17 protein-coding genes are annotated in these 22,976 nt (G+C 61.8%); 12 read left to right on the plus strand and 5 right to left on the minus strand.

Annotated features, from left to right (window positions below; genetic code table 11):
* Positions 1-4: 4 nt before the first annotated feature.
* A complete protein-coding gene (locus tag EGM87_RS05055; protein WP_238320071.1) occupies positions 5-619 on the minus strand; it encodes a GMC family oxidoreductase in 615 nt (204 codons plus the stop codon).
* A gap of 94 nt (positions 620-713) precedes the next feature.
* Positions 714-1,625, minus strand: a complete 912-nt coding sequence (locus EGM87_RS05060; RefSeq protein WP_044662191.1) for an SMP-30/gluconolactonase/LRE family protein — start codon at positions 1,623-1,625, stop codon at positions 714-716.
* Positions 1,626-1,973: 348 nt separating this feature from the next.
* Here EGM87_RS05060 and EGM87_RS05065 point away from each other — a divergent pair, with 348 nt between their 5' ends.
* The 9 genes from EGM87_RS05065 to EGM87_RS05105 all read left to right on the plus strand — a co-directional run bounded on the left by EGM87_RS05065 (position 1,974) and on the right by EGM87_RS05105 (position 16,399).
* Positions 1,974-4,346 (plus strand): TonB-dependent receptor, encoded by a 2,373-nt coding sequence (locus tag EGM87_RS05065; RefSeq protein WP_061934570.1) that lies wholly within the window; start codon positions 1,974-1,976, stop codon positions 4,344-4,346.
* A 117-nt stretch (positions 4,347-4,463) separates the two neighbouring features.
* The gene (locus tag EGM87_RS05070) at positions 4,464-5,858 is read left to right on the plus strand and encodes a phosphotransferase (protein ID WP_044662192.1); all 1,395 of its coding nucleotides are present in this window, start codon (positions 4,464-4,466) and stop codon (positions 5,856-5,858) included.
* 296 nt (positions 5,859-6,154) lie between these two features.
* Entirely contained in the window at positions 6,155-8,587 is a 2,433-nt protein-coding gene (locus EGM87_RS05075) for a TonB-dependent receptor (RefSeq protein WP_044662193.1), read from the plus strand.
* 134 nt (positions 8,588-8,721) lie between these two features.
* Positions 8,722-9,000 carry a hypothetical protein gene (locus EGM87_RS05080; RefSeq protein WP_425281104.1) on the plus strand — a complete coding sequence of 93 codons (279 nt, stop codon included), beginning with the start codon at positions 8,722-8,724 and terminating at the stop codon, positions 8,998-9,000.
* A 281-nt stretch (positions 9,001-9,281) separates the two neighbouring features.
* Complete coding sequence (locus tag EGM87_RS05085) at positions 9,282-10,661, plus strand: spinster family MFS transporter (protein WP_235600733.1); 1,380 nt, start codon at positions 9,282-9,284, stop codon at positions 10,659-10,661.
* Positions 10,662-10,745: 84 nt separating this feature from the next.
* Positions 10,746-11,633, plus strand: a complete 888-nt coding sequence (locus tag EGM87_RS05090) for a helix-turn-helix domain-containing protein (protein WP_044662195.1) — start codon at positions 10,746-10,748, stop codon at positions 11,631-11,633.
* 157 nt (positions 11,634-11,790) lie between these two features.
* A complete protein-coding gene (locus tag EGM87_RS05095; RefSeq protein WP_044662196.1) occupies positions 11,791-13,206 on the plus strand; it encodes a long-chain-fatty-acid--protein ligase in 1,416 nt (471 codons plus the stop codon).
* An 8-nt stretch (positions 13,207-13,214) separates the two neighbouring features.
* Positions 13,215-14,672, plus strand: coding sequence for an acyl-CoA reductase (locus tag EGM87_RS05100; protein WP_044662197.1), 1,458 nt, complete (start codon positions 13,215-13,217; stop codon positions 14,670-14,672).
* Positions 14,673-14,686: 14 nt separating this feature from the next.
* Positions 14,687-16,399, plus strand: a complete 1,713-nt coding sequence (locus tag EGM87_RS05105) for an N-acyl-D-amino-acid deacylase family protein (protein ID WP_044663144.1) — start codon at positions 14,687-14,689, stop codon at positions 16,397-16,399.
* Here the strand turns inward: EGM87_RS05105 and EGM87_RS05110 are convergent, their stop codons facing one another.
* From EGM87_RS05110 to EGM87_RS05120, 3 genes are read right to left on the minus strand one after another with little or no spacing between them, the layout of a single operon-like run.
* Entirely contained in the window at positions 16,400-17,479 is a 1,080-nt protein-coding gene (locus tag EGM87_RS05110; RefSeq protein WP_044662198.1) for an aldo/keto reductase, read from the minus strand. It abuts the gene before it with no gap.
* A complete protein-coding gene (locus EGM87_RS05115) occupies positions 17,476-18,888 on the minus strand; it encodes an acyl-CoA reductase (RefSeq protein ID WP_044662199.1) in 1,413 nt (470 codons plus the stop codon). The genes EGM87_RS05110 and EGM87_RS05115 overlap by 4 nt, the downstream gene beginning before the upstream one ends.
* A gap of 16 nt (positions 18,889-18,904) precedes the next feature.
* On the minus strand, positions 18,905-20,281 hold the full coding sequence (locus EGM87_RS05120) for a hypothetical protein (protein WP_044662200.1): 1,377 nt from the start codon (positions 20,279-20,281) through the stop codon (positions 18,905-18,907).
* A 219-nt stretch (positions 20,282-20,500) separates the two neighbouring features.
* Between EGM87_RS05120 and EGM87_RS05125 the strand changes: the two genes are divergently transcribed.
* The 3 genes from EGM87_RS05125 to EGM87_RS05135 are packed head-to-tail and all read left to right on the plus strand — an operon-like array spanning position 20,501 to position 22,961.
* Positions 20,501-20,875 (plus strand): limonene-1,2-epoxide hydrolase family protein, encoded by a 375-nt coding sequence (locus tag EGM87_RS05125; RefSeq protein WP_044662201.1) that lies wholly within the window; start codon positions 20,501-20,503, stop codon positions 20,873-20,875.
* A 12-nt stretch (positions 20,876-20,887) separates the two neighbouring features.
* Positions 20,888-21,910: an LLM class flavin-dependent oxidoreductase gene (locus EGM87_RS05130; RefSeq protein WP_044662202.1), complete on the plus strand. Its 1,023-nt coding sequence runs from the start codon at positions 20,888-20,890 to the stop codon at positions 21,908-21,910.
* Complete coding sequence (locus tag EGM87_RS05135; RefSeq protein ID WP_044662203.1) at positions 21,903-22,961, plus strand: class I SAM-dependent methyltransferase; 1,059 nt, start codon at positions 21,903-21,905, stop codon at positions 22,959-22,961. Before EGM87_RS05130 ends, EGM87_RS05135 begins: the two co-directional genes overlap by 8 nt.
* The last annotated feature ends 15 nt before the right edge of the window (positions 22,962-22,976 follow it).

Below are 22,976 nucleotides of genomic sequence, written 5' to 3' on the forward strand. Positions count from 1 at the left end.
GGCTTCAGAAAGGCGCGGGAGGCGGAGAAGCGCTTGCCGCGATAGGTGGATGTCGGCTGATACCCATGCCGCCCTGGGTCACGGCCGGCATGTCGTTCATGTCGTCCACCCGTTGCGTGCCGGCCTGCTCGGCGGCTGTCAGGAAGGCTTCGCACAGCGGGTCGCCGGAAGGGTGGACGCTGACCTTGAGGGGGCCGCCGGCACCGCGCCACGCCTTGGCGCCCAGCGCATGGTCCTCCAGAGAGACGAAATATCGGCCTATATTCTGCCAGCCCCAGCCTGTGCAGCCTGCCGCTTCCCAGCCATCATAATCGGCCGGAGCGCCCCGCACATAGACCATGCCGTTGACCGAACTGGACCCGCCAACCGCGCGGCCCTTCAGCCATATTTCCTGGGGTGCGTTGCCGCCGGGCGATACGGCGTAATCCCACACATGGGGATTGCCCGGCGCCAGCAGTTTGCCGATACCGCGCGGCATGGCGATCAACGGACTGCTGTCGTCCGGTCCCGCCTCCACCAGCAGTACCTTGACGGTCGGGTCTGCCGACAGTCGATTGGCCAGCACGCAGCCGGAAGACCCCGCCCCGACGATGATATAGTCATAACAATCAGCTGACATGGTCGCTCTTTTCCGGGGCATGGCGCGAGAGAACAACAATGGCTGCCTTGCTTGACCTGTCGGCGGGCAGGGCGGCGCTGTTGACGATGAGAGCTCAGCCGAATGCGAGGGGCAGGCCGGGGACGTCCCAGTCGATACATATGACCTTGCCGGAACTGCCCAGCGTGACGAAGGCCACCCGCCCGTCCTTGCCGCCAAAGCAGATATTGGTCGTGAGGAAATCGCCCGTTTCGATCTGCTGAGGCGTTCCGCCCTCGGGTGGAAAGATCAATATGGCGCCTTGGCCGGGCGAGGCGCAACAGATACGTCCGGCGCTATCGACGGCCAGGCTGTCGAGAAATTGACCAGGCCCGGCCCGACCGACGATGCTGTGCCCGTCCGGGGTCAGCGACGCCGTCGTGTCGATCATACCGGGCGCTGACAATCGATAGCGCAGCAGATGCGCTTCATAGGTGAGGGCGACGTAGAGGGTGCGTCCATCTGGCGATAGGCCGACGCCATTCGCCCCGTCCAATGGTCCGGCGGCGCGCCGAATTTCCGACCCGTCGGTCTTGGCATAATAAAGCCCACCCCGCATTCGCGCCGCGCCGCGATCCCTGCCGAAATCGGTGAACCAAAATCCGCCCGTTTCGTCAAAGATGAGGTCGTTCGGTCCCCAGAAGGGGGTCGCTTCGGTCGATGCATATAAGGTTTCGAAAGCGCCGCTGGCGGGATCGACGACCTGAATTGTGCCGGGCGGCGTGTCGAGAGGCGTCTCGGCCGGCAGGAGGTCGCCGTTCGGCAGGATCATCTTTTCGAAACCGCCATTGTTGCAGACATAAATCCGCCCGTCGGGACCGATCGCCGCGCCATTGGGACCGCCGCCCAGATCGGCGAGGGTGGTGCGCGCACCGTCCGGGCCAAGGCGGGACAGGCGACCGCCGAGCACCTCCACCAGCAGCAGGCCGCCATCCGGCCGCGCAATCGGTCCCTCAGGCATCAACAGCCCGTTTGCAAAGCAGGTCATCTCGTCCTCTCCCCATATGACCGACGGTATCTGCGGACCGTCCTTATCCTCATATCTGGTGGATATTGGCGTGATCGGACATCGGACCCACCTTTCGACAGGTAATTGAAAGCGCGGATTGGCGTCTAATCCGCCGCACACCCGATCCATCGGGGAAATGCGGAGGGGATGGCGGCATATTGTCCAGACAGATCGGCATATTCAACTGCCAGAAAAGCGCGATCGTCGAGCATTGGCGCGCGGGGCAGGGCGTCAGCTATCCATCGTTGATCTCATGAACAGGACAGGCCGGCGACAGACCGGCTTTCAAAGACAATGGTCATCCTTTGACCGCCAGGGAGAAGAAAAATGAAGATAACCGGTTTCATGCTGCCGATAGGGTTGCTGCTGACGACATCGCAAATGGCATTGGCGCAGTCGTCGAACGCCGCGCCGCAGGAGGGTGCTACCAGCGACATCGTGGTGACGGCGCGCCGCACCGCTGAGAATATTCAGGAGACGCCGGTTTCGGTCGTGGCTTTCGGCGCGGACTCGCTGCGGCAGGCCAATATCCGTGATACGCAGGATTTGCTGGTCAAGACGCCGGGCGTGTTCCTGGCGGGTTCAGGCGGGCGCGAAAACACCAATTTCTCCATCCGGGGTCAGTCCAAGGCGCTGGCCGGCAACAGCGCGCCCGGCGTCATCAGCTATTTCGCGGAAGTGCCGTCTCCTACGGTCGGGTCCAGCATTCCGACCTATGATCTTTCGTCCGTTCAAGTACTCAAGGGACCGCAAGGGACGTTGTTCGGCCGCAACACGACCGGTGGCGCGATCCTCTATTATCCGGCGGCGCCGGACTATAAGCTGGGAGGATATGCCAAGGCGTCCTACGGCAATTACGACGCCCGGTTGCTGGAAGCCGCAGTCAATATACCGCTGACGTCCGACACGTTGGCCATCCGCATCGCCGGTCAGATCCAGAAGCGCGACGGCTGGACGAAGAATATCGGCATCGGCGGCGACCCGGACGATCTTAATTCGCGCGCGATCCGCGGTTCGATCCTGTTCGAGCCGAGCGCCGCGTTCCGCAACACGCTTATTGTCGATTATTATCACAATGACGCGGTCGGCGGCGCATCGGTGCTGACCGATGTGCTGCCCGGTCCCAATGGACTGACGGCGACGGGCACGGCGGCGGCGGCTCTGGCGCAGTTGGCATTGCAGCGCGCGCGCGGGCCGCGCGTGATCAATTCGGACGTCGATGCGTTCGAAAAGGTCGAGCGTTTCGGTATTACCAACCGGACGGAGTTCGATCTGTCCGATGACATCACCTTCATCAATATCTTCGGTTATCGGCGCACCAAGATCGATTATTATTCCAGTGTCGATGGACTGCCCACCTTGATCGCTGATGGAAGCGGCGCGATCCCTGCCGGGCTTCCGGTGACGATCGTGGGTGGGCGCCAGACATCCGACGTCCGGCAGATCAGCGACGAAGTGCAATTGAAGGGATCGGCACTCGGCAATCGTCTCGACTGGCTGGTCGGGGCTTTCTACCTGGACAGCAAGCCGCTCGGGCCGTCGGGCACCTATATTCCGGTCTTCACCCTACCCGGTATTACCGATGCTCGCTTCAACTATAGTTTTTACAGCGAAAAGAGCCGGGCGCTGTTCGGCAATGTCAATTATGAAATCGCCGACGGCCTGCACGTCAATCTGGGCGTACGTCACACCTGGGACAAGATCGAGGCCTGCGTTGGCGGCGGCCTGAGCAATCAGCCTGTCGTTTCACCCGAAGAATGCGCGGACGGCGCGGCAACGATCCGCAATTCGAGCGTCAACAAGACCTCGTCCAAGGCGCTGACCTGGCAACTGGGCGTCGACTGGAAGGCGTCGGATGCGATCTTCCTCTATGCGATCACGCGCCGGGGCTATCGCGCTGGTGGCATTAACAGCCCGACGCTGGCCGGGCGGCTGGCGCCCTTCCAGTCCTTCGCCCCGGAAAAGGTGACGGATGTGGAGGTCGGTATCCGGTCCGACTTCACCGTGGGCGACGTCAAGCTGCAGTTCAACGCATCACCCTTTGTCGGCTGGTATAATAATGTGCAGGTGCCGATTTCGGGCCTCAACACCCAGGCGAGTTGCAGCACGATCACGCCGGGCGGGACCAATCCGCCAAAATCACCGGACGGCGATTGCGACGCCAGCAACGATCCAAGCGGCGGGACGCTGCTGGTCAACGCCGGCAAGACCCGGGTAGCGGGCATCGACCTTTCGACCCGCATCCAGCCGACATCGACCTTGTCCCTCGACGCCGGTGCGACCTTCCTGGACCTCAAGTCGCGGTCGCTGACGGTGCCTGCGAATCTCCAATCCTATCTTGCAGCGCTCAAGGTGCCGTTCAATCTGGTTGCAAAGACGACGGTCACGGCTGGCGTGCGCTGGACGTTGCCAGTGCCGCCATCCCTGGCGGAAACCGTGTTCAGCCTGGACTATTATCATTCCAGCAAGGTACGCTCTTCCGACCAGGTCCTGCCTGCCTATGACCTGGTCAACGGACGGCTGGACCTGAACGGCGTTGGCGGCAGCAATGCCGACATCAGTTTTTTCGTGCGTAATCTGTTCGATAAGAAATATCTGGCGTCGAGCAATGTCGGATCGGCGGCGCTCGGGATATTCAGTGGATTTTACGGCGCGCCGAGGACCTATGGCGTGGAGGTTCGCTATCGGTTTGGTGATTGAGGGCAGGCATTAAAAACGGTGCGTTAGCCCGATCTTTCCGCAACGGCCGCCCGGCCCATAAAGGCGGATGACGCACCGGCCATAATGGACAGAAAAAGACTATGGAGAGGACCGTCGATGGCGCAGACCGAAGCCGATCAGGATCAGGCCGAAAGCCGCGAACAGCTCAACCGATGGCTTGAGGATGTCCTGGGTTGTTCTGAAGTCGTGCTCGAAAAACAGCGGCGCTGGCGCCCGGTCTGGCGCGCCAGCGCGCAGCAAAATGGTGTGAAGCGCGACTTTCTGCTCAAGGGCGACCGCACCTGGCCGACCCATCCCTATCCGCTTGTGTATGAAATGCGCATGCAGCGCGCACTGTATGAAAATGGCATTCCCATCCCCGCCATATTGGGCATGTGCGACCAACCCAACACCATCGTGATGGAATGGATAGAAGGCGGCCGGGATCCCGGCCTGGTTCAGCAGGCGATCGAAAGCGCGTCGGTGATGACCGAGGATCGGTGGGCCGCATCGCTACGCTATATGGAGATATTGGCTGACATCCACAGCCTGCCAAGTCAGGCTTTCATTGAAGGGGGAGCCCATTTGCCGCAGGGTGCGCGCGAGATCGCCCTGCATAATTTCGAACGCTTTCATGCCATGACGGTCGAGCAGGGCATCACTGATCCGCTGCTGGAATTTTGCGCGCGATGGCTGCGCCGAAACTATCCCCGACATCGGGAATCCATCTCCTTCGTCACGGGCGATTGCGGCCAGTTCCTTTCGGACGGTGCCCAGGTTACCGGCATATTGGATGTGGAAATCGGTCATCTAGGCGATCCCATGCGCGACCTCGCGTGCTTCCGGGGGCGCCACCCGATCGAGAATATGGGCGACGTCGCCGCTCTGTTCCGTCACTATGAAACGGCGATCGGCGTACCGCTCGATTTTGACGCGATCGCCTATCACACCGTGTCCTTCCTCGCTGAAGCCATTTACGGCCCCCTGTTCGGGATGCACGAAAAGGGGCGCGGCGGCGATTGGGTCGAGGCAGCGGTACAGGTGTCGATGATCGGACGGCGATGTATGGAGGCGTTGGCCGAGATATTGGGCGTGGCGCTCGACGACATTGCGCTTCCGCCGCCCGCCGCCGTCGACCAGAATGATCTGGCACTTCATAAATTGCAGGCGGAGATCGAACGTCTGCCGGAAAGCGGATCGCTACAGGGCTGGCAACGTAATATCCTTGCCTCGATCCCTCACTATCTGCGGAACCAGCTGCGCTATCGCGATTGGCTGCGGGAAGAGGATGGCAAAGACATCGAGGCGCTGCTGGGTACGGCCTATGCCGATGCCGCCGCGGGTGAGGCCGCATTGATGCGCTTCATCGAAAAGAGCACGCCTGCCGACCATGCCGCCCTGACGCGCTTCTTTCACCGGCGGATGCTGCGACAATGCCTGGTGATCGCAGGTCCCGATGCGCCTGCCGATCATCTTGTTCTGGTGCCCATGGAGCCCTTGCTACGGGGGTAAGTGCGTGGGCCTCTGGGTCAGGATACCTATCCCACGGTATGTGTCTTAAGCGTATGAAGCGATAAAATTCGGAGGATGGAATAACCGCCGACGGCGAAACAGGAAAGTACTTAATATACTGCCCAATATCGCACTGATCTAGTTTTCAAGATCATATTCGCGGCCTTAGATCGTTGATATAATATAAGTATATAATATTTCTTCTCTTAGTACCATTAGTATAAATGCATAAAAATAATAATAAATATGGTAATTAAATTCCGTTATTTAATAATATTAATAGTGGAGGGGATGAAATGGTTAAAATATTCCGCGCAATCCTGATGGCCGGCACGGTATTGGGTGTCGGTGGTGCAGGCGTAAGCCACGCGGCAGAAGCGGTCGAGCAAAGTGCGAGCGGTGATGACAATAGCGGTGTGCGCGACATCATCGTGACGGCTCGCCGCACGTCGGAAAATCTTCAGACGGTTCCCGTTGCCGTCACGGCGCTCGATCCGACTGCGCTGCTTGAACGGCAGATTGTCGAAGTGGCGGATGTGGGCCGGGCGGCGCCGGGTTTGTCGGTGCAATCCGGTGGCACCGGCAACGCATCGCTCATATATCTCGCCATCCGTGGCAATGCGCAGAATAGCCCTAACTCATTTTCCGATCCTGCGGTCGGCATCTATGTCGATGGCGTCTATTATGGGCGACCTATCGCCGGGAATCTCGGGCTTCTCGATCTGGCTTCGGTCGAGGTCTTGCGCGGAACCCAGGGAACCTTGTTCGGACGCAACACGACGGGTGGCGCCCTCAACATGACAACTGTGCAGCCGGACGGAAATTTCGGCGGCTATGTCACCGGACGTATCGGTAACTATGAAAGCTGGTCCATCGAATCCGCGCTGACCTTGCCGATTTCGGGCGATGAATTGTCCTTGCGCCTGGCTGGCCGCTATGGCGAGAGGGGTAAGGGTTTTGGCGACAACCCGATAAGAGGGGTCGATGCGGCCCGTATCGATCACGACATCGCGGGTCGTGCCACGCTGAACTGGGAGCCGTCTGCGATCCCGATGACCGTATCCCTGTCGGCCGACTATGCCAATATCAAGGATACGTACAATAATGTCGCTCTACGCGGTATCAACCCGACCGGACCGGCGCTGGCACTATATTCCCGTCAATTCGACATTGCCAGCTTCCTCCAGAGCAAGAGCCAATTCTACAGAACATATAATGATCCAAACACGGGCAATGCCAACATCGATACGCCATATAATTATAACAAGACGTGGGGTGTCCGTGCGACCATCGAATATGATCTGGGCGACGTTAAGATCAAATCGATAACGGCCTATCGCGAGGCGGATACCGGGGATGGTACCGATCTTGACGGCACGCCCGCCAAGATCGCATCTTATGCGAGCGACTATTCGCAAAATCAGCGTAGCGAGGAACTGCAATTCTCCGGTAACCTGGGGAAACTGGAGTTCATTTTCGGCGGTTTCTATTTCAAGGAAACGGGCGATGAGCAGTCCCAGTCGCTCGTCTTCCAGGATACCGACTTCGGTTTCAACCTGGCCCCGGCCAATACCAACCTGGCCACATACAAGTCGGAATCGAAGGCCTTGTTCGTCCAAGTCAACTACAGCCTGACCGAACGGCTGCGCGTGACCGGCGGATTCCGCTATACCTGGGACAAGCGTTCGATCAACCGCATGGGCTATATCGGAGGGATTCCGGGCTTTTCCGGTTCGTTCGTCTCCAACGGCCGACTGATCACGTTGCCCGCTACGGGGCTATGCGCCGTGGGTGCTAATGCAAATCTGGTCGCCCCCGGTCCGGATTGCACGGATCCTGTGACGGCCAAATTTGATTATCCCGCCTGGCTTGCCAGCATCGACTACGAACTGGGAGACGGCAAGCTCATCTATGCAAAGACGGGTGGCGCGGCACTGGCCGGCGGTCTCAATTCGCGTCCGACCCCGCCCGATGCGAGTTCCTTTGCGCCGGAAAAGGTGAAGGATGCCGAGATCGGCTTCAAGGGCGACTTTTTCGATCGGCATCTGCGAACTAATTTTGCTGGATTCTACATTTGGCGCAACGGCGCCCAGAATGTCGTCAATGCCCTGGTTGGCGCTAATCTGACCCAGTTCGTTCAGAATGCAGGCGATGTGAAGGCCTATGGCCTTGAATTTGAAGGTACGCTCATTCCGTGGCAGGGCATGGAATTGAGCGGCGCCTTGTCCTGGCTTAAGGCGAAATATGCTGCGGGATCATTCACTGCGGCGGGCCTGGGCGGTCCGGTAGATCGTAGCGGTGAGGTCGTTCCGCGCGCGCCGCGCTGGACCTGGAACATCGGCGCGACGCAGCGTTTCCCGGTCAAAGGCGGCGAAATTGCGCTGCATGCCGACTATGCCTACACTTCTGCCGTTTATCAGGACTATGCCACTGCGGATTTGACGACACCGGCGCTCAACGATGGTGTGAACGATGCGGCGGAGCGTGCGGCGGCTATCAGCTTCATCGATACGCAGAACAGCTTCAGTCGGCTCAAGGCCTATGGCGTGCTGAACGGAAGCCTGAATTTCAAGCTCGACGGCGGAATGGAGTTCACCCTTTGGGGGCGCAACCTGACGCAGGCAAAATATTATAACGCCATATTCAACGGTTATGGCACCTTCGGCACCGCGATCGGCTTTACCGCAGCGCCGCGCACATGGGGCGCAACGGTTTCCTATCGCTTCTGACACAGGGGATGGGTGAGGTGGCGTCGTCCACTTCACCCATGGGCCTGACCCGGCCTGTTTGAACGATCCTATCTTTCGTCAGGGGTTGCGTCGCTGATTTGCTGCATAACTGCCTAGTCGAGAGACGGGCAGTTATGCCGTATTTCAAGGTCCAGGGTCGAAAAATGGATATCAGTCAATCGGTAGAGAGCGGCGACAAGGCTATGATCATATTGCAGAGCCTGGTCTGCTATTTGCGTGAAAAGAACATTCTTTCACGATGCGATATCGAGGAATTGTGCGAGCGCGTCGAGGCGCGCGAAAAGGAATTTCCCTGCGATCAACAGCAGGCTGCGGCAGCAGCGAAGGATATGCGCGACCTGGGCGAATATTGCGGGAAGCGATATGGCGGGAAACGGCGTCGCTGCCTGTAAGACACTGCTCGACAGGGTCATGATGGGGTGCTGCGTTACGCGATTTTACCAAACGGCGGCCCGCAGACTGAAATAGCGGGCTGGGGGCTGCGATCATCGTCAATCGCCCGCTTTGCCTGTGTTTGTTGTGCAATATTCGGGGAATAGACGGGGGAGGCATAGGGGAAGGAATATGTCTCCTGCGCGACATCTGTCGTCCCGGCGATAGTTGTGGCGGGGGCATGGGATGCGCTGTTGGCATAGCCTTCGTCACAGTCGATAAAAATGAAATAGGATGAGTGATGCACAATCCGTCAATAGTGGATGCAGGTCCGCAACCGATACCGGACGACGCATCGCTTTCCGCCGACGGGCGATCGTTGCTATCGTGGACAATTGTCGCGCTGTTTCTGCTCAATTGCCTCAATTATATAGATCGACTGCTCTTCTCGGTCGCCCAGGAAATGATCAAGGTCGATCTCCATCTCAGCGATTTTCAGCTCGGCCTGATTGGTGGACCCGCATTCGCCATACTCTACACGGTCTTCAGTTTCCCGATCGCGCGCGCGGCGGACCGCGGTCGCCGGGTGGGGATCATCGCCATTTCGCTGACATTGTGGAGCGCCATGACGGCCTTTTGCGGAATTGCAGCCAATTTCGTCCAGATGCTCGTCGGGCGAGCCGCCGTCAGCATTGGCGAGGCGGGATGCACGCCGGCCTCGCATTCGCTCATCTCCGACGCATTCCCCGCGCAACGTCGAACGACCGCCATCGCCATCTTCGCGGTCGCCGGCCCCTTCGGCGCCATCGTCGCAGCGGTGGGCGGGGGCGCTTTGATCGCCGCTTATGGTTGGCGCACGGCTTTCCTCATTTGCGGAATGGCCGGCATCGTCATGGCTCTGCTGTTCCGCGCCACCGTGCCGGAACCGCCGCGCAGCCAGCCCCGATCGCATCATGCCGCGTCTTTCATCGCCACCGTCCGCCAGTTGCTGGCCCGGCGCAGCTTTGCTCTGGTGGCCGTCGCGGGGGGCGTGGCCGGGATCGGCAGCTATGCCAATCAACAATATATGGTATCTTTTCTCATGCGCGGGCACGGCCTGTCCCTGGCCAATGCGTCAGCGCTGATGGGGCTTGTGATCGGTGGCGTCGGCATCGTCTTCACGCTGTTGGGCGGCCCGATGATGGACCTGGGTGCGCGTCGCTACCCGCGAATCAAGGCATGGCTGCCCTCCTTCGGCTTGCTCTGGTGCGGCGCGCTATATGCCGCCGCTTTTCAAATTCCGACGGTTGGTCTTGCGGTGGCGTTGATGGTGCTCGGATCCATGGGGCAGCATTTCTACATGCCCGCCATGTATGCGCACGGACAGGATGTGGCGCCGCCGCATATGCGCGCCATGGCCTCCGCCGTGATTATCGCTACCAGTTCCATATTGGGCTATGGATTGGGCCCGCCGCTGATCGGTCTTGCTAGCGATATATTGGGGGAAAGTGCGCGGGTGTCGGCAGGCCTCAGCCTGGCCGAATGCGCCAAGCAGGCCGTCGCGGCCTGCGAGGCGGCAAGCGCACAGGGGCTGCGCCTGTCGCTCAGCCTGGGATCCTGCTTCTTCATCCTGGCCGCCGGCCTGTTTGCATTGGCAAGCCGATGGGTGGTCGCCGATGTGCATGATCATGATCGGCACTGACTTGCCATTCGCGATCTACAGGGAAATAATGGTCCTGCGCTTTAGGATCGAGCCAAGATTCGATCGATGGCGAGGAGGTTGAGGATGCGACATGAAGCCGACCTTGGTCTGCCGCTCTGTGCCCCGCACACTGCGTCGCATTTCCATGTCGAACGGCGGTTCCATACGAACGGCATTTTCGCTGATATCCGTCACTTCGGCTGGACCCAGAGCAGCCGATCGGTTTTTCAACCTGATTCCTACTATCTGGATTTTTCCATCGGCCCGCGCTGCCCCACTGCTCGTTTCTTCAACAACGAACGCCAACTGGCAGATCCGCCAGGCGATGTCGTCTTCCTGCCCAAGGGTGGTGCATTTGCGACCCTGAGCGAACCGGGCGAACACAGCCTGCTGTGTCTGACATTTGAAAACGACCGGGCGATGCAACTGTTCGAGGATGACAGCGTCGCCGATCTGGCTGCATGTCAGGATGTTCAGATCGGTCGGGTGCGTCAGGGGCTTGCCCGTTTGGTGGAGGAATTGCGCAATCCAGGCTTTGGACAGGATATATTGCTCGAAAGCATGGCGTTGATGCTCGTCGTCGAACTGTGCCGGCATTTTCGCCAAGCCCAATATGATGACCGCAGCGCACATGGACAGATGCCCGGCTGGCGCTTGCGTCGCATCAAGGATAAAATAGAGGCCGATCTGGCCGAAATGCTTTCGGTGGCCGATCTGGCCGCCGAAATCCGCACCAGCCCGCGTCACTTGATCCGGACTTTCCGGGCCACCACTGGCATCACTTTGACCGACTATATCGCCAGCCGCCGGATCGCGCGTGCGCAAGACCTGCTTATCCGTGACGAGGCGATGATCAAGGTGATCGCCGGCAAATGCGGCTTCCAAAGCGCTGCCGCTTTCTCGGCGGCGTTCCGGAAGGCGACCGGCATGACCCCCCGCGAATTTCGCGAAGAGCGTGGCGCATTGCGCTGAACCAGTTCTGCGTTGGATCGCCGATCCGATATGATGTGAAGCATCGCGCTTCATGTCCGCCTGACGATGTTTGGGCGTTCCGGCTGTAGGCATCGGCATTGCGGCGAACGCCTCGCCCCCGCCACAATCCGTCCCATCAAGAAGGACGGATTTTCTTATGAGCAGCTATCTCGATCGACTGATCGCCGATCCCACCAGTTTTCACGATGCGCCCTATGCGCAAGCCTTCACGCTCAGTCGCGAGGAGATCGACCGGCTGCATCTGGACGGCGCTCGCAAGCGCTTTGCCGAATTGCGGCCCGGCCTGTCAGTGCTGGACAAGCTAGCGCGTGAGCAGGGCATCGACGCGATCGAAACGATCGACGATCTGGCGCCGCTTCTGTTTCCGCACACCGTCTACAAATCCTATCCGATCAGCTATCTGGAACGGAGCCGTTTCGACAAGCTGACCAAATGGCTCGCGGGCCTGACGACCAGCGACATTTCCCACGTCGATGCCAGCGGTATCGAGACGATCGACGACTGGATCGACCTGCTCGACGCGCAAACCGACTTGACCGTACAGCATACGTCCGGCACCACCGGCAAGCTGAGCTTCGTCCCTCGCACCAAGAAACAGTGGCGTGAAACCATCGTCCATTCGGGGGTCATCATCCGCGACTGGTGGCCGGACCGGGGTCCGGACATCGTGAAGGACGGGATGCCGATCATCATTCCGGGCTATCGCTACGGCGCTGCCGCGATGCAGCGCGGCAACGGCATCCAGGTCGATCTCTATGCCAAGGGTGAGGAAAATACCCTGTTCCTCTATCCCGACGCCCGGTTCAGTGCAGACATCGCCTCGCTGGGCGGCCGCCTGCGCGCGGCGGAGGCGCGGGGCGAGGCCGGCATGATCGACATTCCGCCGGTCCTGCTGGAACGGCGGGAGGCGCTGCTGGAACTGGAGCGCCGCCGGCCCGACGACCTCAAGCATTTCTTCAGCGAGGCGCAGCGGCGCTTCGGTGGACGCGACGTCTATGTGACGGCGATGTGGGCCATCCTCTACGACTGGGCGGAGGAGGGGCTGAAACGCGGTCTCAAGAACGTCTTCGGCAAGGGCAGCGTGTTGCTGACCGGCGGCGGCAAGAAGGGCAAGGAACTGCCCGACGACTGGCGCGAGCGCGTGATCGAATTTCTGGGTTTCGATACCATCTATGAAATGTACGCCACATCCGAACAGATGGGTCTGTCGATGATGTGCGAGCATGGCCATTATCACATCCCGCCGATCCAGATCCCGTTCCTGCTCGACCCAGCGACCGGCAAGCCCTTGCCGCGCAAGGACGGCCTGACCGGCCGCTTCGCCTCGTTCGACCTGATGCCAAACACCTATTGGGCCGGGCTGGTGACGGGGGATGAGATCACGCTGGCGGGCTGGGAAAAGCCCTGCGCCTGCGGCCGCACCGGGCCACACGTCATTCCGCCGGTACGCCGCTACAGCGAGAAGGAAGGCGGCGATGACCGCATCGTCTGCGCTGGTGCTCCCGAAGCGCACGACCGCGCTCTCGAATTTCTTGCCGAACTGTCGATGTGAGTAGAGCCATGACTGATCCATTCCGCGTGCCCCTGATCATCCGGGGCCAGATTATCGACGATGCCGACATCGACTATGGCGGCCGCCGGGGCGGTGTCAGCTTTTCGGCGCCCGACATCGCCAAGCATGTCGCGCGATTGCCGTTGCGCACGCCTTCAGCCATGGCCGATCTCTATGCACTGAGCTTCGAGGAGATACTCGATTTCCTCGTTGCTTTGGGACAGCGGCTCGATTTCGGTCAGAACCGGCATTTGCAGGAGGCGTTTCGCCTGTCCTGCCTGACCTCCGGTCTGTCGGAGAGCATATTGCGTGTCCATTTCCAACATATCGGCGCGGCTTTCGATCGGACCGAAATGCGGCGGATGATGGAACGCTCCTGCGGCGTCGACTATCTGGAAGGCTGGGTGGATCAGGGGGCTGGCAGATTTCCGGGTCTGACCGCCCGCACGCGCGCCTTCGGTGCGCGGACCGTGCACGTCATTGCCGGCAATGCGCCGATCGTGTCAATCCTGACGGTGATCCGCAATGCGCTGACCCGGTCCGACGCGATCATCAAGCTGCCGTCCAACGATCCGCTGACGGCCGCCGCGCTGGTGCGCACCATGGTCGAGATGGACCCCGACCATCCGCTGTCGAAACATGTCTCCGTCGCCTATTGGAAAGGCGGCGACGATCAGGTGGAGTCGGCAATCTACGATCCGCGCGGCGTCGAGAAGATCGTTGCCTGGGGCGGGTTCGATTCGGTCAAGCATATCACGCGCTATCTGCAACCGGGCATCGACCTCATCACCCAGGACCCCAAGCTGTCGGGGACGATCATCGGTCGCGAAGCCTTCGCCGACGAGGAGACGCTGGAGCAGGTGGCGCGCCGTCTGGCGCTCGATATCGGCGCGCAAAATCAGGAAGGCTGCGTGTCCGCACGCGTCATCTATGTCGAATGCGGCACGGACGAAGCCGGGCTGGAGCGTGCCAATCGGCTGGGGCAGATGACCTTCGACGCTCTCCAGCGCCTGCCCGATCATCTGAGCACGCCGCACAAGGCGTTTGACGGTGCGCTCAAGGCCGAGATCGACGGCATCCGCCTCAACGACGAGGATTATCGCATCTTCGGCGGCCGCACCAACGAAGGCGCGGTGATCGTGAGCCAGGAAGAATATCCGGTCGATTTTTCGCGCACGCTCGCCTGCCGGGTGGGCAATATCGTGCCCATCGACAGCCGGGAAACGGCCGTCAGCGCGGTCAACGCCTATACCCAGACGATCGGCATCTTTCCCGAAAGTCTCAAGGACGAGCTGCGCGACCGCCTCGCCTTTCAGGGCGCGCAGCGGATCGTATCGCTGGGCGGGGCTGCGACGATGCAGCATAATATGGAAAGGCAGGACGCGATCGAGCCGGTCCGCCGCATGGTGAAGTGGGTCACGGAAGAACAGGCATCGGGCGAGATGCTGGCTGCGCTGGCAGGCTGAGGAGAGCCATGGACATGATAGAAGCTGATCTGGTGATCCGGGGCGGTACGATCGTCGACGGGCAGGGCGGCGATCCGTTCGAGGCGGACATCGCCATCGTTGATGGAGGTATCGCGAAGATCGGCGCTGACGTCGGGCAGGGGCGAGAGGAGATCGACGCCCGCGACCTCCTCGTCACGCCCGGCTTCGTCGATGTTCATACCCATTATGACGGACAGGTCACATGGTCGGACAGTCTGGTGCCGTCCACCGACCATGGTGTCACCACCGTCGTTATCGGCAATTGCGGTGTCGGCTTCGCGCCGTGCCGGCCGGAGGATCGCGAGGCGCTGGTCAATGTCATGGAGGGGGTGGAGGACATTCCCGAAGCAGTGATGGCCAAGGGCCTGCCCTGGAACTGGGAGAGCTTCCCAGACTATCTGAAATCACTGGAAGCGCGCGCATGGGACGCCGATGTCGGCGCCTATATTCCCCATTCGCCCCTGCGGGTCTATGCGATGGGCCAGCGCGGACTGGACCGTGAGCCGGCGACCGCAGCGGATGTCGCGCGGATGGCGCAACTGGTGGCGGAGGGAATGGCGGCCGGCGCGCTTGGTTTCGCCACATCCCGTTCGCTGGTACACCGGCGCGGTGACGGCGCGTTCATCCCGTCCTTTCAAGCGGACAGCGACGAACTGGTGGCGATCGCCCGATCGGTGGGTGATGCGGGGCGCGGCGTGCTGCAGATGATCCCCAATCTCGATACCGCCGACTGGGCCAGCGATCTCGACCTCATGAAGCGCATGACCAGCGCGTCGGGGCGCCCGCTGACCTATTCGCTCGCCCAATGGTCGACCGATCCGCAGGGTTGGCGGCGCACCATGGATGCGCTCGCCGAACATAATCGCAGCGGTGCGGCGCCAGTGCTGGCGCAGGTGTTCCCCCGGCCGATGGGCGCAATGTGCGGCCTGTCGACATCGGCCAACGCGTTCAGCCATTGTGCGAGCTATCGCGCGATCGCGGACCGGCCGTTGGCGGAAAAGGTCGCCATCATGCGCGATCCCGCCTTTCGCGAGCGACTGATCGCGGAGGAGCCGGACGAGACGCCGACGCCGCTGCATCGCTTGTTGCGGACCTGGGACAATATCTATCGGCTCGGAGCCGAGCCCGATTATGAACCGTCACCAGACCAGAGCATCGCCGCGCTGGCCGGACAGCGGGGCGTCAGCCCGGTCGAACTAGTCTATGATCTGATGCTGGAGCAGGATGGGCAGGCGCTGATCCTGATGCCCTTTTCCAACTATGCGGAAAAGTCGCTAAACCCTGCCCTGGCCATGATGCGCGATCCCTACAGCATCGTGGGACTGGGCGACGGTGGCGCGCATTATGGCATCATCTGCGATGCCAGCTATCCGACGACGATGCTGGCCTACTGGACCCGCGATCGGGCTGGCGAGCAACTAACGATCCCGGCGGCGGTCAAGGCTCTGAGCGCGGACAATGCTGATTTTCTGGGGCTGCGGGACCGGGGGCGGCTGAAACCGGGGCTGAAGGCCGACATCAACCTGATCGATCATGGTGCGCTGCGCCTGCATGCCCCCCATGTCGTGCATGACCTGCCCGGCGGCGGGCGTCGCCTGGCGCAGCTCGCCACCGGCTATCGCGCCACGATGGTCAGCGGCGTGATAACCCGGAGGGACGGCGCCGACACCGGCGCGCGTCCCGGAAGGCTGATCCGCGCCGCCTGATCAGGCGCGCGGCCGGATATTCGTGCCGCCCGTCAGTCCATGGCGAATGAAGGGTGAGGCAAGGAAATCATGCGGAAAGCCGAGCGGCGTGCGGCTCACCGCATCCAGCCGTTCCAGTTGCGCTGGCTCCAGCGTGACGCCAAGCGCGGCGACATTATCTGTATATTGCCGCATCGTCCGTGCGCCCAGCAGCGGCGATATGACCGCCGGATTGGCCAGGGTCCAGGCGATCGCCACTTGCGCCGAAGTGACGCCCATCTCGTCGGCGACGGCCTTCACCGCATCCGCGATGGCCACCACGCGCGCATCGACGCGGCCCCCTGCTTCGAGCAGGAAGCCACGGCCGCCCGTTTCGCCCGCATGCGCGCTGCCGCCCGTCGCATATTTGCCCGACAACATGCCGCTCGCCAGCGGCGACCAGGGCATGACGCCGATACCCAGCGCCTTGGCGGCGGGGATAAGGTCACGCTCGGCCGTGCGCTCCACCAGATTATATTCGGATTGCAAAGCCACCAACTGGCTCCAGCCACGCAATTCTGCCATGGTCTGCAACCGGGCCATTTGCCAGGCAGGGGTGTCCGACAGGCCAAGATAGAGGATTTTGCCCTGCCTCACCAAGTCGTCGAACGCGCGCAAAATCTCGTCCGCAGGCGTCATATCGTCCCAGACATGGAGGAAGAACAGGTCGATCCGGTCCGTCTTCAGTCGCTTGAGGCTCGTTTCCACCGTCTGCACCATGTTGCGGCGGCTGTTGCCAGCGGCATTGGGATCGCCGACTGAGCGGGTCAGCGAATATTTGGTGGAAAGAACCAGCCGTTCGCGCTTCGCCTCCGCGAACTTGCCCGTCAATATCTCCGACGCGCCATCGGCATAATAGCCAGCCGTGTCGATGAAGTTGCCGCCCTGATCGACATAGCTGTCGAAGATCCGGCGGGATTCCTGCTCGCCCGCGCCCCATTCCTCGCCAAAGGTCATGGTTCCCAGCGCCAGCGGAGAAACGCGTAGGCCCGAGCGGCCGAGCAGGCGATAGCTGTCGAGCGACAGCGCCTGAATAGTCGTCTGTGTCATGATCTGGTTCAATCTTTCGCTGCTTCGGTGACGACCCAGTGCATCATCTTGTGCACTGGCCATCCCCCATCGTGCGGCAGGCCGCCGAATTTTCCGGTGTTGATGTTGCCGAGACCGACGATGCGCTGGGCGCCCGCCGAAGAAAGCCCATCGCGCACCTCGGCAATGCGGGAGGGGGGATAGACGCCGACCGACTGGGTCGCGACGGTGACATACTGGATCGCGTCCGCAAGCCGATCGACGGTGACGACATTGACGAGCTTGCCGCCCGGATTGAACGACACCGGTTCGCTGGAGCGGATGACCATGCCCCGGCCGTCGGGACGTCCGAACAGGCGGTAGATGGGTTCCAGATTGCCCAGCATGTCCAGTTCCTCAATCAGCATGGCGGGTGGCAGCGGGCCGTCGGGCCCCGCGCCGTAGCGGATGTCCCGGCCCATCGCCTCCACCAGCGCTTCGCAATAGCGGTCGACCTGATCGTCCGATCCCTCGATGAACTGGAAGCGTGCGCAGCTGCACGCATCCTGGTTGAAGGCGATGATGTCGGCCGCGCTTCTCTCGCCGATGGTCTCGAGGGGGACGCCCTCAAAGGCTTCGCGACCGATCAGCGAGATGGACACCTTTGGATCGAAGGACATGATCTCGAAGCCCGGCGCGGCATATTGCATGGCATGGCGCACCGCCGCCTCGCCGCCCCAGACGGCGAGCTTGTCGAAATATTGCGAGCGCAGGATGTGATTTTCGATGCTGGCATCGCCGCCGCGCCAGTAAGCGGCGGAAAAGGACCGCGTCACCGGATGGTTGGGGCCGACATCCGCCATCGTCCGCAGCAGGGCGGTCGCCGTAAACATGTCGTTGGACGGCATTTTCAGCAGGTGGACGCCCTTGCTGATCGCCCCTCGGACGATCGTGACCGGCGGCACGATCGGGGCGTTGCCGGCGAGAACATGCACCATGCGCGGCGGGAAGGCGCGGATGTCGAAGGCCGTGCCCTGAATGTCGCGTCGCGCCCATCCATCCAGCAGGTCAAGCGATCCCAGCGACTGTTCGGCCTCCGCCTCGACCGCGTCGCGGGTGAAGAACCAGGCGATGTCGCGGTAGCAATTCTCAAGGATGCGCGCCCCCAGGCTGTTACAGCGCAGATTATAGGCCGCGGCCTCCTGAAGATGGATATTCCGGTCAAAATCGAGCGCCTTGCCGACCTCGACGAGGAAATCCACGATCTCCGCAAGCGGCGTGTCGAAGGCAGGACCGGGCTGGCTGCGTGGCCAGATCAGCGAGTCCAGATCGATCGACGGGGTCATGACCGTCGAGCCGCTGGCCCGCGAACGATGCTCCACGGCGGCGTCGAGTTGAACCACGCCCTTTATCACATGGGGAACGAGCAGCCGATCATTATCAGCGATAATTTCATGCAGCATGTCTGCCTCCTGTCGTTCAGGCCGCGACCGGCTGGGGCGCGGTGATCGATCCGCGCACGTAGGAATCGATCGATCCGGCGCAGCTGAGCTTGTCCTCGCCCTCCTCCAGATCGGCGTAGCGTGCGATGGCATGGACGACCGGCGTCTTCACGCCTTCCAGGCCGGAGCCGAATTCCACCTGCACCTTGTCGCCGGAGATGATGCCGCCCCACCGGCCGTCCGCCAATATGTCGAAGAATGCCATGCGGCCTTCCACCCGGCCCGTATCCTTGGTCGTGCCCAGCAGCGTTTCGCCAGGCTTGTCGAGGATGAGGGGGATGATCCATGGCGGCACCGCATAGGATTCGGTCGGCTGGATCTTGGCGCAGAAGCCGCTCATTTCGACCATGGCATAGGAACTGGTGATGCGGTCCGGCGTGACGCCGAAAAAGCCCATAATCTGTTCCTTATAGTCGGCTGGGACCGCTGCCCCCTTGGTGCCTCCGCCAAAGCTCATCAGCGTGTCGGGATGGAAATCGCCATCCTTGATCCCGCGCGCGCGCAGGGCCTGCACGATCTGCCAGGCGACGCCATACATGACGCCGATATAGAGCGGGCGATCCCGGCGGCTGACAAGCAGGTCCATCCATGCGTCGAACTCGCCCGCCCGCGCCTGCTGGCGGGCCTCGACCTCCGCCTCGTAGGCGGCGATCTCACCGGGACCGACCTTGCCGGCCGCCAGCAGGCGGCGCAGCTGCGCGGGACGCATGGCGTCGAAGGCGCGCATCGGATAGTCGCTCAGGCGATGAAATTCGCCGGGCGCTGCCCAGCGCGGGAAATGGACGTTGCAGAAGTCGATCATCTTGTGGGTGCCGCGCGGCGGCATCATGGTGAAGACCGAGCGGCCATGATCGGGGACATAGGCCGGTGTCGACAGGTCGGCCGCTGCCAGACAAGCGGCGAGTGACAGGTCGCGGTCCTGCGTCGACTGGTTGAGGAAAGAGGATTTGCCCAACGTCCCGCTCGACGCGAAGACATGGTGGCCCGCCGCCCTGGCGCGATCCAGCCATTCGTCGATGTCGCGCACATCCGCAACGTCGATATTGTCGGTGGCATGGCTGCTCAGCGTACCGAGCCATATGTTCATATGCTTCCACTGGCCATTGTCGACGAACGCTTCAGGATAGCTCTTATAATTGGTGTGGGCGAACAGGAGCGGGACGAGATCGGCCAGGCTGTCGATGCTGTCGATACCGGCTTCCTTCGCCCGCTTGTCGAGCACCCTGATCTGCTGGCGGCGCTCCGCAAAGCGCTCCCGCGCCGCTTCCAGTTGCAGTTCGGCCAGATTGTCCGGGGCATTCCGGAACGGATCCGGTGATCGGGCAAGGGTGATCAGTTCGTCGACGGCGCTCATCAATGAAAACTCCTCTCAGCTTTGCCGCGGAGTATAGGCAACGCCCGATATTTGGCCGCTCGATTCGCTGTTATGGGGAGGACATACTATTCTCAGCATGACCTTTCCGCCCGATGGCGTGCCGATCCCTCCATCAAAATCCAATGGCTATCTTTCGGCAGGGTAGAAGGCGGCCGCCCCGCGCCATGATGCCGGCGCAACACAGGAGCAGGGGGTGACATGCCCGGTCCACTGGACGAAGCATTGGCGTTTTTTCGGGAAAGCAGCGGCTCGCGCGACGACATGCTGTCCGCCATGGAGCGCCGGTTTACGGCGGATACCCGTTGGGAAAATGTCGGCGTGGCGACGACTGTCGGGATCGATCAGGCGCGGCAGTTCGTCGAGGGCTTTCTGGGCCGGATTCCTTTCGAACGCTGCGCGGTCGTCGTCCATCATGCGGCGGCCGCCGGCAATGTGGTCCTGACCGAGCGCAGCGATATTTTCTACGGACCGGACGGGCAGGAAATGCTTTCGCTGCGGCTGATGGGCGCGCTGGAAATGGACGGCCCCCATATCGTCGCCTGGCGCGACTATTTCGACACAAGCGGCTTTTAGAGGGGGATGGGGATGACCGATCGCAAGGCTGTCTGGGCGCAGATCGTCCCGATGCCGGGCGCCGATCTGTCGGCGCTGGCGCAGAGCTACGAAGCGGCGGGCGTGGAAGGGGTGTGGGCGCCCCAGATTTTCGGCGCGCCCTTTACGACGCTGGCCGCCGTCGCGCCGGCCACGCAGCGCATCAAGCTGGGGACCGGCATCGCGCTGGCGTTCGTGCGCAGTCCGCTGGAAACCGCTTGCAGCGCCATCGACCTGGACCTCATTAGCAACGGCCGGGTGGTGCTGGGGCTGGGATCCAGCGCGCAGAGCCAGATCGAGGGATCGTTCGGCAGCGCCTATGGCAAGCCGCTCGCCCATATGCGCGAGATCGTGGGCATGATCCGCGCCATCGTCGCACGCGGGCATACGGGCGAACTCACCGAACTGGCGGGCGACTATCATCGTCTCGACCTTTCGCACTTCCGCCTGCTGCACAAGCCGGTGCGCAGCGACATTCCCATCGTCCTGCCGGCGGTGTTTCAGAAGGCCTGCGCGCAGGCGGCGGAAATTGCCGACGGGCTGCTCGGGCACCCGCTGTGGAACGATGCCTGGATCGAGCGGGAAGTGGCAGCCCAGATCAAGGCCGGGCTGGATCGGGCCGGGCGGGCGCGCAAGGGCTTCTCGCTCAATATTTCGATATTCACGGCGATTTCCGACGACAGGCGCGAGGCGATTGAGGATTGCCGAGGGACCGTGGCCTATTACAGCCAGTCACCCCAATATCTGCGCTATTTCGAGGAAATCGGTTTCGGCCGCGAGGCATCGGCGATCCAGGCCGCCTTCGCGCAGGGCGACATGGCGGGTATGGCGGCGGCCTGCTCCGACGAAATGGTGGAAAGCATCGCCGTGGTTGGAACGGTTGATGAGGTGCGCAGCCGGGTCGCGCGGCGCGCCGCCCTGGCCGACGCGATTACGCCGGTGATCCCCCATTATGGCCTGTCGCCCGAAAAAAGCGCGATCTACACGCAGCGCATCGCGGAGGCATTTTATGGCTGATCCCGCCGCTGTCGCGGCCATGGCGGGGGACGGGCTCTACAACCGCCATTCGGGTCTGCAACAGGCCAATCTGCAATCCGCGCTTGCCCTGCTGGAGGCGGCGGCGCGGGCCATTGCGGACGGTTCTGTCGGTCCCGTCACCATTGTCGATTATGGCGCGTCGCAAGGACGCAATTCGATGGCGCCGATGGCGACAGCTATCGATCTGGTTCGCGCGCACGACGCGCGGAGGCCTGTGCAGGTCGTGCATACGGATCTGCCATCGAACGATTTCACCTCGCTGTTCGGCCTGTTGGACCGGGATCCGGCCAGCTATCTGAACGGCCGACAGGGCGTCTTTCCATCCGCGATCGGCCGATCCTATTTCGATGCGATATTGCCGCCCGGCAGCGTCGATCTGGGCTGGTCCTCCAACGCGCTGCACTGGATGAGCCGCAATCCGGTCGACGTCGCGGATCATGGCTGGGCGATTTTCAGTCGGTCCGCGCAGGCGCGTGCTGCCGTCGAGGCGGTGCTGGCGGAGGATTGGCTGGCCTTCCTGAAGGCGCGCGCTGTCGAATTGCGGCCGGGAGGACGCCTGATCTGTCAGTTCATGGGCAGGGGGCCCGACAGCCACGGCTTCGAATGGATGGCCGGAAATTTCTGGCAATCGATCGTCGACATGGAGGGTGAAGGACTGCTCAGCGCCGATGAGACGCTAAGGATGACGGCGCCCTCCGCGGGGCGTTCGCCCGATCAGATACAAGCGCCTTTCGATGCCGGCTTGGTGCCCGAACTGGAACTGGAGCATCTCGCCGCGATCCCGTCCCCTGATCCCTATTGGGATGCTTATCAGCGATCCGGCGATGCGGCCGAACTGGGGCGGCTGTGGGCAGCCATGATGGGTGCGGCCAACGGCCCCAACTTCCTGGCGCGGGTCGATGCGTCCCGTGATCGGGACGCACTGATGGCCAGTCTGGTGCAGCGGGTCGCGGCCCGTGTCGAGGCCGATCCCCAGCGCAGCCGTGCCTACCTACTGATCCTGTCCATCAGGAAGTATGATCTGCGCTGATACCAACGTGCAGCC

The organism is Sphingobium sp. RSMS (genome assembly GCF_005406185.4).
Classification (GTDB): Bacteria; Pseudomonadota; Alphaproteobacteria; order Sphingomonadales; family Sphingomonadaceae; genus Sphingobium; species Sphingobium fuliginis.